Origin of the sequence: Aeromonas sp. RU39B, assembly GCF_900156095.1 — a bacterium.
In the GTDB taxonomy this organism is placed as follows: Bacteria; Pseudomonadota; Gammaproteobacteria; order Enterobacterales; family Aeromonadaceae; genus Aeromonas.
Window position 1 is genome coordinate 61,996 of the sequence record NZ_FTMJ01000003.1, and the last position, 11,642, is coordinate 73,637.

General features: G+C 60.6%; 13 protein-coding genes. 2 read left to right on the plus strand and 11 right to left on the minus strand.

The annotated features are described in order from the left end of the window. Positions 1-5: 5 nt before the first annotated feature. A complete protein-coding gene (locus tag BW958_RS05485; RefSeq protein ID WP_076574737.1) occupies positions 6-353 on the minus strand; it encodes a DUF3135 domain-containing protein in 348 nt (115 codons plus the stop codon). A 266-nt stretch (positions 354-619) separates the two neighbouring features. Here BW958_RS05485 and mog point away from each other — a divergent pair, with 266 nt between their 5' ends. Next, positions 620-1,183: a molybdopterin adenylyltransferase gene (gene mog / locus BW958_RS05490; RefSeq protein ID WP_076575080.1), complete on the plus strand. Its 564-nt coding sequence runs from the start codon at positions 620-622 to the stop codon at positions 1,181-1,183. A gap of 28 nt (positions 1,184-1,211) precedes the next feature. Here mog and BW958_RS05495 read toward each other — a convergent pair whose 3' ends face one another. Next, positions 1,212-1,583, minus strand: coding sequence for a DUF2541 family protein (locus BW958_RS05495; protein WP_083687247.1), 372 nt, complete (start codon positions 1,581-1,583; stop codon positions 1,212-1,214). A gap of 271 nt (positions 1,584-1,854) precedes the next feature. Between BW958_RS05495 and BW958_RS05500 the strand changes: the two genes are divergently transcribed. Next, positions 1,855-2,583 carry a carbonic anhydrase gene (locus BW958_RS05500; RefSeq protein WP_076574739.1) on the plus strand — a complete coding sequence of 243 codons (729 nt, stop codon included), beginning with the start codon at positions 1,855-1,857 and terminating at the stop codon, positions 2,581-2,583. Positions 2,584-2,636: 53 nt separating this feature from the next. On the opposite strand, the gene BW958_RS05505 is transcribed toward BW958_RS05500, so the two are convergent. From BW958_RS05505 to hutH, 9 genes are read right to left on the minus strand one after another with little or no spacing between them, the layout of a single operon-like run. After that, the gene (locus BW958_RS05505; RefSeq protein ID WP_076574740.1) at positions 2,637-3,872 is read right to left on the minus strand and encodes a beta-ketoacyl-ACP synthase; all 1,236 of its coding nucleotides are present in this window, start codon (positions 3,870-3,872) and stop codon (positions 2,637-2,639) included. Further along, positions 3,869-4,594, minus strand: coding sequence for a 3-ketoacyl-ACP reductase FabG2 (locus BW958_RS05510; protein WP_076574741.1), 726 nt, complete (start codon positions 4,592-4,594; stop codon positions 3,869-3,871). The genes BW958_RS05505 and BW958_RS05510 overlap by 4 nt, the downstream gene beginning before the upstream one ends. A 2-nt stretch (positions 4,595-4,596) precedes the next feature. Beyond that, the gene (locus BW958_RS05515; protein WP_076574742.1) at positions 4,597-5,052 is read right to left on the minus strand and encodes a hotdog family protein; all 456 of its coding nucleotides are present in this window, start codon (positions 5,050-5,052) and stop codon (positions 4,597-4,599) included. Then, positions 5,049-6,215 (minus strand): beta-ketoacyl-[acyl-carrier-protein] synthase family protein, encoded by a 1,167-nt coding sequence (locus BW958_RS05520; RefSeq protein ID WP_076574743.1) that lies wholly within the window; start codon positions 6,213-6,215, stop codon positions 5,049-5,051. The genes BW958_RS05515 and BW958_RS05520 overlap by 4 nt, the downstream gene beginning before the upstream one ends. Beyond that, positions 6,212-6,772 carry a DUF3261 domain-containing protein gene (locus BW958_RS05525; RefSeq protein WP_256701853.1) on the minus strand — a complete coding sequence of 187 codons (561 nt, stop codon included), beginning with the start codon at positions 6,770-6,772 and terminating at the stop codon, positions 6,212-6,214. Before BW958_RS05525 ends, BW958_RS05520 begins: the two co-directional genes overlap by 4 nt. Continuing rightward, positions 6,769-9,084: an MMPL family transporter gene (locus BW958_RS05530; RefSeq protein WP_143233026.1), complete on the minus strand. Its 2,316-nt coding sequence runs from the start codon at positions 9,082-9,084 to the stop codon at positions 6,769-6,771. Before BW958_RS05530 ends, BW958_RS05525 begins: the two co-directional genes overlap by 4 nt. Next, entirely contained in the window at positions 9,071-9,676 is a 606-nt protein-coding gene (locus BW958_RS05535) for a LolA family protein (protein ID WP_076574745.1), read from the minus strand. The genes BW958_RS05530 and BW958_RS05535 overlap by 14 nt, the downstream gene beginning before the upstream one ends. After that, positions 9,676-10,098: an acyl-CoA thioesterase gene (locus BW958_RS05540; protein WP_076574746.1), complete on the minus strand. Its 423-nt coding sequence runs from the start codon at positions 10,096-10,098 to the stop codon at positions 9,676-9,678. Before BW958_RS05540 ends, BW958_RS05535 begins: the two co-directional genes overlap by 1 nt. After that, on the minus strand, positions 10,091-11,641 hold the full coding sequence (gene hutH, locus BW958_RS05545) for an HAL/PAL/TAL family ammonia-lyase (protein WP_076574747.1): 1,551 nt from the start codon (positions 11,639-11,641) through the stop codon (positions 10,091-10,093). Before hutH ends, BW958_RS05540 begins: the two co-directional genes overlap by 8 nt. Between the last annotated feature and the right edge of the window lies 1 nt (position 11,642).

Here is an 11,642-nt window from a genome sequence, read left to right on the forward strand (position 1 = left end):
CGACCTTATGTCGGCCGTTTTTTTTGCACCCGACGATGACGGGCCAGTGTCACCACCTCGCAGCGGTGAGCATTGAGCGCCGCATCATCGCCCGCCAGCAGATGCTGCAGTGCCTCCTGCAGTTCATTGAAACGGGCATGCAGCATGCGTGATAACCGCACGCAGCGGTCTACCGGGTTACGCGCCAGCCGTTTCTGGCAGTCGATCTGAAATTGCAGGCCGCGCAGCCGGCGGCTTGACTCCGGATTGGCCGATGCCAGCAGTGACTCAAGCTCCTGTTGCAGCAGGGCATCAAGCGCGGCTTCATCCCGCTCGGCCAGCGCCCGCAGCGTATCGAAATCCAACGTAGACATCTCTCTTCTCCTGAGCCGTTGCGCTGATAGTTATTGGTTGATTTTTAGCCAATACAGCACGTTCGTCTCTCATCATCAATCAGCCTGTCGTATGAAAAACGACCTATTTTGTCGCGTGTGGCGCGACAATGCTGGAAAAGCCTTGGCATATCCGATGATTAGCGAAAAGAGGGAAACAGCTCCGATCAGTGTGGATGCGACAGGCTTGAATCCCACCGGATCGCCACTGTATGCGCGATAAAGAGCGTGTTATGGTGGCGCCGCCAATGAAGGGAGCAGAAGGAGAACCCACTGTGCCAACGCAAACTGCCCGTATCGGGATTGTCACCGTCAGCGACCGGGCCAGTGCCGGCGTATATGAAGATCTGTCCGGCCAGGCCATCATCGATACCCTGAACGCCTATCTGAGCTCGCCCTGGGAGCCGGTCTACCGCCTGATTCCCGATGAGCAGCCCTTGATTGAGCAAACCCTGATTGAGCTGGCAGACCAGGAGCAGTGCTCACTGGTGGTCACAACCGGTGGCACCGGCCCGGCGCGGCGTGATGTCACCCCCGAAGCGACCGAAGCGGTGTGCGATCGCATGATGCCGGGCTTTGGCGAGTTGATGCGGGCCGAATCGCTCAAGTTTGTTCCGACCGCCATTTTATCGCGCCAGACAGCAGGGCTGCGTGGCAACACGCTGATCGTCAATCTGCCCGGCAAGCCCAAGTCGATTCGCGAGTGTCTGGATGCGGTCTTCCCGGCCATCCCCTACTGCATCGATTTGATGGAAGGCCCTTATCTCGAGTGCAACGACGCGGTAATCAAACCGTTTCGCCCCAAGAAATAAGCAGGGGCGTCAGAAGACGCCCTTTCTCTTAGCGCCGGCCAAATACCTTGACGCCAGCCTTGTTACCGTCAGCATGGCCGCGCACTTCTATTTTCTTCACGCAGTAACGCCCACCCAGTGGCAACCACCCTGTCTCCTGCTCACGGCGCAGCACCCCTCTGGCATTAATGGTTCGTGTTCGATCCTTGCCATAGGTGACCAGCAACTTATCGAGCGTCAGGTTACGCTCGGCCTTGATCTTGATTTCACTGGCCACCCGACAGATCACCAGCGGGATCACCGCGCCACGATCGCTCACTTCCAGCAACACAGTGCGTCCCAGCGTAAACTGATCCTCCGCCGCCTGCACCGGTAAAACCCCCAACATCAAGATCCCCAACCACCTTCTGCGTAACATCATGACTCTCTTCGGCTATCAAAGGGCAGGCAGTCTAGCGAGCGGAGCCAAACAGAAACTTAACCAGCATGACATTTCACAAAACCACAGCCGTAAAAAGGATATTCATCAGTCCGGTTTTCGCCATTAATTTGAATGCTTTCCAGAGGTTACGCGACTCGGCATGATAAGCCGCCCTGCCGCCGACACGCTAACCCCCCTCGCGCGGTGCCAACAATAACTACACTCCACTAGCTTGCCTCGAGTCACACACCACACTTGCAGGATAACCATGATGAAAATGAATGCCTGGCTGACAGCCTCTTTGCTGCTCTCCTCCTCTGCGTTTGCCGCGACCGCCCCCCACTGGGAGTACAGCGGCGAAAGTGGCCCCGATAACTGGGCCAAACTGACCCCGGAATTTGCCGCCTGCGCGGGTAAAAACCAGTCTCCAGTCAATATCGGTGGCACCATCAAAGCGGCGCTGGCCCCCATCAAGACCCACTATGTGGCGGGCGGCAACGAGCTGGTCAACAACGGCCATACCCTGCAGGTGAACTACCAGCCGGGCAGCACCCTGGAGCTCGACGGGCAGCGTTTTACCCTCAAGCAGTTCCACTTCCATGTACCGAGTGAAAACCTGATCCGCGGTCAGGCCTACCCGCTCGAGGCGCATCTGGTACATGCCAATGACAAGGGCGAGCTGGCGGTGCTGGCGGTGATGTTCAAGGTCGGCGCGGCCAACAAACTGCTGGATCAGGCTTGGAAGAGCTTGCCGAAAAGCGGTGACAAGGTGGCGTTTGACTCGCTGCTCGATGCCCGCAAGCTGCTGCCAACCAAGCTGAACTATTACCGCTTCAGCGGCTCTCTCACTACCCCGCCCTGCAGCGAAGGGGTACGTTGGCTGGTACTCAAACACCCGATGACGGTCAGCCAAGCCCAACTGGACGCGTTCAAGACGGCTATCCCGCACGCCAACAACCGTCCGGTTCAGTCGGTGAATGCCCGGGAAATTCTGGAATAATGGTCAAAACAGAGGAGAGCCAAGCGGCCCTCCTCTCTATTCACGGCATGGTGTTATTGCGGCTGCCAGCGCCGGAAGATAAGCGACGTATTGATGCCGCCAAAGGCGAAGTTGTTGGACATCAGATACTCCACATCGAGGGCACGGCCCTCGCCCATGATGTGATCAAGCGGCGCACAGGCACTATCCGGATTAACCAGATTCAAGGTCGGCGCAAACCACCCCTCGTGCATCATCTCCAGCGACAGCCACGCCTCGACCGCGCCACAGGCACCCAGGGTGTGACCAAAATAGCTCTTGAGTGAAGATATCGGTGTTTTATCACCGAAGATCGCAGCGGTAGCCTGACTTTCGGCAATATCACCACGCTCGGTAGCAGTGCCGTGAGCACTGATATAGCCGATGTGATCGGGGGTAAGACCAGCCTGATCCAGCGCCATCTGCATGCACAGCTGCATGGTGTCGCGCTGGGGCTGAGTGACGTGGGCTGCATCGCAGTTGGTGGCAAAGCCGACCAGCTCGGCAATGATGGGGGCGCCACGCGAAAGCGCAAATTCGAGCTCTTCCAACACCAGCGTGCCGGCCCCTTCCCCAATCACCAGACCATCGCGCTCGGCATCAAACGGCCGCGGCGAGCACTCCGGGGTCTCGTTCATCTGGCTGGTAGCAAACAGGGTATCAAACACCACCGCCTCGGAGGGGCAGAGCTCTTCGGCGCCACCGGCGACCATCACACTCTGGTAGCCATGACGGATCGCTTCATAGGCATAACCAATGCCCTGACTGCCAGAGGTACAGGCACTGGAGGTGGGGATCACCCGGCCCCGCAACCCGAAAAACAGGCCGGTATTGACGGCTGTCGTGTGCGGCATCATCTGCACATAGGTGGTTGCCGTGATGCTGGCGGTGGTCTTGTCGTTGAGCATGGCGCCAAACGCACTGATGGGAGCGGTACTGCCGGTCGATGAGCCATAGGCAATCCCGGTGCGCCCGTCGGTCAGCACCGGATGACCGAGCAGGCCGGCACGCGCCAGGGCCAGCTCGGTGGCCACGGTCGACAGCTCGGAAACCCGTCCCATGGCGCGGGTCTTCTTGCGCGGGTAGTGGGCTGGCAGGGCAAAGTCCGGGATTGGCGCTGCCAAACGGGTGTTAAGCCCGTCATACACCGCCCATTCGGGCATCTGCACCACCGCATTTTTGCCTGCGCGCAGGCGTGAGCCCACGCTGGCCCAGTCATTACCAAAGGCGGTCACGCCGGCCATGCCGGTGACCACGACGCGCCGGTTCATACCAGACCTCCGTTGATTGAGATAACTTGCCGGGTGACATAGCCCGCAATGTCCGACATCAGGTAGGAGACCAACCCGGCCACCTCATCGGCCTGCCCCATTCGCTTGAGCGGGATCATCTTGAGCGCTTCAGACTCAACCTCCGCATTGACCATGCCAGTATCAATCAGTCCGGGGGCCACGCAGTTGACCGTGATGCGCCGCTTGGCCAGCTCCAGCGCTAACGCCTTGGTGGCACCGATAATGCCGGCCTTGGCAGCGCTGTAGTTAACCTGACCACGGTTGCCCATGATGCCGGAAACTGAAGAGAGGGTGACGATGCGACCGCCACGGCGCAGGCCGATCATTGGCATGATGCAGGGCTTGAGCAGGTTGTAGAACCCATCGAGATTGGTGTGCAGCACCCCATCCCACTCGTCATCGGTCAGGGCTGGAAACGCGCCATCACGAATAATACCGGCATTACAGACCACGCCGTAATAGGCGCCATGGGCGGCGATGTCGCTCTCCAACTGCTCGCGGCACTGCTCGCGATTGGCAATATCGAAGCTTATCAACGCGCCACGGCCACCGGCTGCCTCAATCTGGGCCAGCGTCGCCTCACCACCAGCGCGATCACTGTGATAGTGCACCACCACGTTAAATCCATCGGCCGCCAGTTTCAGGGCAATGGCCCGGCCAATGCCCTTGCTGGCGCCGGTTACCAGTACGCGCTCGCTCATCCTTACTCCGCTTTCAACAAATCCGATAACTGACTCTCATCCGGCTGATAGGTCGACAGACGCGCCCGTGCGCACTCTTGACCCTCCTGCCGGATAACACATTCAAAACTGGCCATGCCACCATCTTGCAGCAGACAACGCGCCTCAATAAGCAAGCGCTCTCCTGCCGCAAACACCGGCCGCTGACTGTCGTACTTGCGCGCGCCAAGCAGCATGCCGATACGCGCCGGTTCACCGCGAGCATGCCCCTGCAATCCCGCCCAGGCCGCGATGGTTTGCGCCATCAACTCGATGCCACACCACCCCGGCAAATTGCCCTGCGCATCCAGCAGCAGCCCTTGCCGTGGCCCCACCACGGTGTCACAGCAGATCCACTGCTCACCGCTGTCGACCACTCGCTCCAGCAGCAGCATGGGGGCACGATGGGGAACCAGCGTCTCAATCGCGGGATAATTCATGAGTTCACCTTGCCGAAGATCAAGCTGACATTGTTGCCGCCAAAGGCGAACGAATTAGACATGATGGTCGATACCGGCCCTTCCCCCGTCACCAGACGCAGCGCATCAAGCGAAGGATCGAGCGGGCTTTGCTGCGCCGGCAGTGGCAATTGCCGTTCAAGTAACAAGCAGCTGAGCGCAGCTTCAATAGCGCCCGCCGCGCCAAGGGTATGACCGGTCAACATCTTGGTCGAGCTGGCCGGCACCTGTCCGGCAAAGACCCGTGCCATGGCGCGACTCTCCATCTCGTCATTTAAACGCGTCGCCGTACCATGCAAATTGACGTACCCCACGCCATCAGGCGACAGATTGGCCCGCGTCAACGCCATGCGAATGGCCCGCTCAGCGCCGTCTCCCTGCGGATGTGGCGCCGAGATATGCCAGGCATCGGACGATTCACCGTCACCGAGCAGCGCCAGCGCCGAGGGCTCGCGACTGAGCACAAACAGGGCTGCCCCTTCACCGATATTGATGCCGTCGCGCTCGGCCGTAAACGGCCGGCAACGGGATAAACTGAGCGACTCGAGGCTATCAAAACCATTGAGCGTCAGCCCGCACAGACTATCGGCACCGCCCACCAGCACCACATCGGCCTGATGGCTCAATAGCAGCCGGCGCGCAGTGATAAAGGCACGCGCACTCGACGAGCAAGCAGTAGAGATGGTCAGCGCCGGCCCTGCGATGTTCAGGTATTGCGCCAAAAACAGGGAAGGCGCCCCCAGCTCCTGCTGGACATAATCAAAACCGGCCGGCAATGGTTGACCGGCCTCGCAGGCTGCCACCGCCACTTCAGCCTCGCCAATTCCCGAGGTGCTGGTGCCAAGCACCACGGCAACGCGCTCGGCGCCAACACGCTCGATAGCGGCCTGCACCTCATCCTCAATCTGTGAGAGCGCAGCGAGCAGCAACTGGTTATTGCGCGAAGCGTGGCGCGCCAATGGCACCTGCGGCAACTCGCCTTCCACTCGGCCGACCGGGGAGGTGCGCCCGTCCGTCAGGGTCCAGCGGGCGTTATCCAACGCACTGACACCAGCACCCTGCCAGTTAGCCAGTGCGCTCACCACCTCATCCTTGCCTTGACCGAGCGCGCACACCAGGGCGTAGCCGTGAATATAGGGGGTCATGGCGCCAGATTCTCCAGCTGCAGACGATATCCAAAACGGTGCTGGGTGAGACTCTCTGGCTCGCGCAGCCCTTGCCAGTTGCGATAGTGCACTTCGGTGACCAGCTGACCGGCAGGGTCGCGCAGTAAACGGCGATCCCCTTCATCCTGTAGCTGCCAACCGGCCGGCAGATGCGGCAACCAAGCCTGCAGCGGCCAGTAGCAGAGCATCACATCACTCAGCACCTGACTCACCGGCGGCAGTGCCGATTCTGGCAGTGCAGCCAGTCGCTCACTATGAATACCTTGCGCGTCGTAGCGCACCTTGAACAGGCGAGCGCCGGTGGGCATCAGCCCAACCAGCGTAATGCCATCGCGCTGTGCTTCAAGCGCGGTGAGCAGCTGATATTGCTTGCCCTTGGCGTTAGCCAGCAGCAGTTGCTGGCGACTAAAAGGAGCCGCGCTGCGCGGCGATGGCAGTGACATCGCCACGCCGGGCGCCACAAAGGCTTCAGGGCGCGGCGAACTGCTGCAACCTGCCAGCACGACCAACAACAGGGAAAACCAGTATCTCATCATGACGTCGAAGCCTCTGCCGGTGCCAGCACCAGCGGCGATAACAGAAATGCGGTAAAGATGCCGCCGCTCAGCACCAGGCCAAAGCCGGCAATGGCCGGTGTACTACTGAGCGCCAGCAGGCCAAAGGCCAGCAAGGTAGTCAGGTGGGCCAGCAAGATGGCGAGCAAGGTCGACTGTTGACGGGCCGGATCACTGCCGCAATGGGCAAAGAAGAGGCCGTAGTCGATACCAATACCAAAAATCAGGCTCAGTGCCAGGACGCCAAACAGGGTCAGTGGCTGCTGACACAGCGCCAGTAGTGCCAGCCCCATGCCTACCGCCAGCAGATTAACCAGCAGAATGCGCAGCGTCAGTTTAGATCCGAGCCGCCAGCAGAGCAGCGCCCCCACCAGCACAATGGCAACCAGCAGCAGCTCAGCCAGCTTGATGCGGTAATCGGCAAACAACCGGCTCCACTGGCTACGCTGATCCTGCCAGACCACCCCATCGAGTTTGCTCGCCAGCTGCGCCATGGCGCTGACATCGTGCACCCCCATTACCGGCACCCAGATTCCGACACGGCCATCGGCTAGCCGGTGCCAGAGCAGGCGGCTACCTTCGCTGACCGGACTTGCCAGCCAGGCATCAGGCTGTAGCGCAACAAACCCGGGCGCCTTGGCACTGACCGGCACACCGGCGGCCTGCAGACGACTGACCACCTGAGGCAACAGCGCCAACATAGCCTGATGATCGGCCTGCTGGCTGGCCAGTGACGGCAGCCACTGGGTCAAAGAGACGTAGCTATCAATCTGCCCCTGTCCGCGCGCCTGCTCAAGCCAACCCGCTAGCTGCTCTACGCGCTGCAAGGCTTGTTCGCCACTCTGCCCCACCACCAGATAACCCTGCATGCCCCCTTGCTGACCGGTCAGGCGCTGGATCTGTTGCTCCTGGGCTTGCAGTTCACGCGGCAATGGCTGCAGACGCTGAATATCATCGTCCACCTCAAGACGGCTGATCCCAACACCCGCCAACACCAGCACCAGTAATGGCAGCCAGCGGCGCATCCCACCGGGGCGTTGCCACAGTGCGAGCCAACGCATCTGCCAGCGCGAGATGGGCAACGGCGATGACGCGAGCGGCCCTAACCAATCGGGAAATAGCAGCAGCACGGTTAAAAATGCGGCCAACAGGCCCGCCAAGGCACAGACGGCCAGTTGCTGCAGACCGGGGAATGGCGCCAACCACAGCAGGGCATACCCCACCAGCGTGGTTAGCAGGGCCAGACTCAAACCCGGCAGCAACCGGCTGCGCGTAAGATGCGGGCTCTCATGACCGTGCAGGCGCCGCTCACTCATAAAATGCAGGGCGTAATCAATCGAGATACCGATCAGGCTGGAGCTTATCACCAGCGTAAAGACGTGGATCTCGCCAAACACCAGCAGCACGGCGCCAAGCCCCCAGCCCAGCCCGGTCAGCAGGGGCAGCAACGAAAGTAGCAGCGCACGGGGCGAACGAAACACCAGCCAGATAAGGACAATCACCCCAATCAGGGAGCCCAGACCAATGGTTGAGATATCTTTCTCGGCCAGTGCGCTGGCGTGCTGGCTATAAAACAGTGTGCCACGGCGCAGCAGCTCAACACCGGGGAAATCATGGCGTAGTTGCTGCTCACCCGCGGCCAGTTGCGCCAGCAGTTGCTGATTACGCGCCATGTCGAACGCCGAGAGGTTGAGCTCGGCGCGCACCATGAACCACACCCGGCCGTCGTCATCACGCCGGGTCAGCCAGCCTTGCTCATCAAGCTGCATCGGGCTCTTCTGGGTGAGCACCGCCGCCCGGGTGAGCAGCAGCGGATCGGCCTGCCACTCGGCGCGCGATACGCCGCCAAACGGGGAGTAAATCTGTCCCAACACCCACTGGCTCCAGGCATCGGCCCCGACATTCAGACGCTCACGCGCTGGCGCACTCAGGTGTTGTCCGGCCATCTGCCGCATATAGGCCTGCCAGGCAGGGGCCAGCTCGGGCTGCGCCGCACGAATATGCTCAAGCGAGTCGGTGTGGCTGAGGGCGTTGCGCCAGGTTGCGGCCGCTAACGCCCCATTCTGCCCAGCAGGCAGACTTACCATCCAGATCAACTGACGGTCGAGCTGGGCCAACAGGCCAGCCTTGAGCTCGGGATATTGTTCACTGCGCGCCTCATGAGGCAGCAGATCCATGACGCTGGTGTTGATGCGGGTATCAGGCAGACGCCAGGCTAGCAGGGCGGCCAACAGTGCACAAAGCAGCAGCCAGGCAACACCCAGACGACGCCAAGTTTTCTCACTCATGGACAAAACGCGCTTGCTCCTCGGCACTGAGCGGCAAGGGATGCACCTGCCAATCGGTAAATTGCAGCCTAGTCACATCACCCTGCTTGTCGTGAATGGCCAAGGCGCGAAAGCCTTGCTCGCCACTGAGCTCGAGCTTGGCAAACACCTTGTCGAGCGGCGCCTGTTTCGGCATGAGGGTCAGGGTCCAGGCGCTCTGCCCCTGGCTGGCCAGCTGATGAGTAAAGTAGTGTCCAAGCGATGCTTCGGTAGGATCGAACAGGGCTAGCATCAGATGGCTGAACTCCAGCAGCTGCGGGTTATCGAGCACCTGGGCCGGTTGCCCCGGCATCTGCTGCACCATGCGACTCGGGGTGAGCGTCAACGTCAGCTCAAACGGCTTTACTTGGTGCCACCAGAGCCCCTGACCACGCGCCAGCAGCAGCTCACCGGACGACAACAGCGGCTTGGTCAGTCCACTCACCTGCCGCGCCTGCTCAAAGCGGGCGTGCTGTACGTCACCGGCATTGATCTGCTGGCGAACCTGCTCGAGGGTTATGGCATCAGCGCGGCCCACGCCCAGCAGCATCAGGGCAATCAAGCACAGGATAGGGCGCATCATTGCTCCACGCCCAGCCGTTCGAGCAGCACGCGCGGGGATGCCAGACACATCTCACCACTTTTTTTATCCACCGCAACCTGCACGGAGTAGCCCTTACTGGTGCGCTGACCGGTTGCCGGGTCAAACAGCAGATAGTCAATCTTGAGACGATTCTGATACTCCACCAAGGTAGCGCGCACCCGCACCGTCTGGCCAAAGCGCAGCGGTGCAATGTATTTCATGCGCACATCGATCACCGGCCAGAGATAGCCGGAGGCCTCCATCTGCGGATAGTTGTAATTGATGCGATCGAGCAGCGCGCAGCGCGCCAGCTCGACATAACGCAGGTAGTGGCCATGCCAGGCAACGGCCATCATGTCCACATCGTGAAACGGGATGGTGACATCCACCTCGGCGCTTAGCTGCCAGGGCTCAGACATGGGGCACCTCATCAAACAGCGGGTAATGGCGTACTTGCAGGCGAGCCAATAGGGCGCGCAACTCGGCCTCAAGCGGACGGTCTTCCTGCAAGAAGGGGTGATCGCAGCGCACCGCTGCCACCATCTCTGTCAACGCCGGACTCAAGGGCTGGGCTGCATCGCCCTGTAGAGCAAGGCGCAGCTCAACCCCCTGCACCGCCGCTAACAAGCTGGCGGCTGCCACCTGCTCAGTCAAGGTCAGCACTCGCAGCGCATCGCGAGCGGCGATGGTGCCCATGCTCACCTTGTCCTGGTTGTGGCACTCGGTAGAGCGTGAAAACACGCTAGCCGGCATGGTGTGTTTTAGCGCTTCTGCCGTCCAGGCCGAGGCACCAATCTGCACCGCTTTAAAACCGTGGTTGATAAAACGGCGCTCATCGCTGGCTCCCGACAGGTTACTCGGCAATCCCTGATTGAACTTGCTATCCACCAGCTGGGCCAACTGACGATCGAGCAAGTCCGCCAGATTGGCCACGGCGATCTTCATACTATCCATGGCCATGGCGATATGGCCGCCATAGAAGTGACCGCCATGCATCACATGCTCGCCATCGCCATCAATAAGGGGATTGTCATTAGCGCTGTTGAGCTCGTTTTCAATCAGGGTACGCCACCAGGGCAGAGTGTCAGCCACCACGCCAATGACGTGAGGGGCGCAGCGCAGAGAGTAGCGATCCTGCAGACGGTTGCTGTGATGCGGCAGATCGCCGCTCTGCAGATCAGCGCGTAGCCAAGCAGCGATCTGCTGCTGCCCCGGATGGGGCTTGGCCGCAAACAACCGTTCGTCAAAGTGAAAGGCATTGCCCTGCATCGCCACACTCACCAGCGCCGTAATGCGGGTAGACAAACGCATCAGATAATCGCAGCGCGAATAGGCAAGACAGGCCAGCGCCGTCATCACCGAGGTGCCGTTCATCAATGCCAGCCCCTCTTTCGGGCGCAAAGTCAGCGGCGCAATGCCCAGCTCATGATAGAGATCTGCCGCCGAAACCAACTCACCATTGCGGTAGATCTCACGTTCACCCACTAGGGCGGCGGCGACATAGGAGAGCGGCGTCAGATCGCCACTGGCCCCCACCGAACCCTCTTCGGGAATGCGCGGCAGCAGGTCTTGCTCCAGCAGCCAGTGCAGGCGCTCAAGCAACCCCATGCTGACGCCGGATACACCCTGCACCAATGAGTTAAGACGCGTCGCCAGCACAGCCCGTGTTGCAGCCAGATCGAGGTTGGCTCCAAGGCCACAACCGTGAAAACGGGTCAGGTGCAACGGCAAGGTATCGACCCATTCAAGCGGCACGGCGCGGGTGACCGAATCGCCATAACCTGTGGTCACGCCGTAGATCACCCCTTCTTCGCTCAGCAGGCGGTCGAGGTAATCGGCACCACGCGAAATACGCGCCCGAAAGGCCGGGTCGCAATAGAGTCTTGGCACAGCACGGCGCTCTGCCAAGGCGACGACATCTTCAATCGTGAGGGGCCCAGCCCCAAAGACAATCTCACGCATG

What these genes read in the sequence shown, in the direction of transcription:
- mog (WP_076575080.1), top strand. Translation starts at nt 620, where the DNA reads ATGAAGGGAGCAGAAGGAGAACCCACTGTGCCAACGCAAACTGCCCGT.
- BW958_RS05495 (WP_083687247.1), bottom strand. Translation starts at nt 1,583, where the DNA reads ATGATGTTACGCAGAAGGTGGTTGGGGATCTTGATGTTGGGGGTTTTA.
- BW958_RS05500 (WP_076574739.1), top strand. Translation starts at nt 1,855, where the DNA reads ATGAAAATGAATGCCTGGCTGACAGCCTCTTTGCTGCTCTCCTCCTCT.
- BW958_RS05515 (WP_076574742.1), bottom strand. Translation starts at nt 5,052, where the DNA reads ATGAATTATCCCGCGATTGAGACGCTGGTTCCCCATCGTGCCCCCATG.
- BW958_RS05485 (WP_076574737.1), bottom strand. Translation starts at nt 353, where the DNA reads ATGTCTACGTTGGATTTCGATACGCTGCGGGCGCTGGCCGAGCGGGAT.
- BW958_RS05525 (WP_256701853.1), bottom strand. Translation starts at nt 6,772, where the DNA reads ATGATGAGATACTGGTTTTCCCTGTTGTTGGTCGTGCTGGCAGGTTGC.
- BW958_RS05535 (WP_076574745.1), bottom strand. Translation starts at nt 9,676, where the DNA reads ATGCGCCCTATCCTGTGCTTGATTGCCCTGATGCTGCTGGGCGTGGGC.
- BW958_RS05510 (WP_076574741.1), bottom strand. Translation starts at nt 4,594, where the DNA reads ATGAGCGAGCGCGTACTGGTAACCGGCGCCAGCAAGGGCATTGGCCGG.
- hutH (WP_076574747.1), bottom strand. Translation starts at nt 11,641, where the DNA reads ATGCGTGAGATTGTCTTTGGGGCTGGGCCCCTCACGATTGAAGATGTC.
- BW958_RS05540 (WP_076574746.1), bottom strand. Translation starts at nt 10,098, where the DNA reads ATGTCTGAGCCCTGGCAGCTAAGCGCCGAGGTGGATGTCACCATCCCG.
- BW958_RS05520 (WP_076574743.1), bottom strand. Translation starts at nt 6,215, where the DNA reads ATGACCCCCTATATTCACGGCTACGCCCTGGTGTGCGCGCTCGGTCAA.
- BW958_RS05505 (WP_076574740.1), bottom strand. Translation starts at nt 3,872, where the DNA reads ATGAACCGGCGCGTCGTGGTCACCGGCATGGCCGGCGTGACCGCCTTT.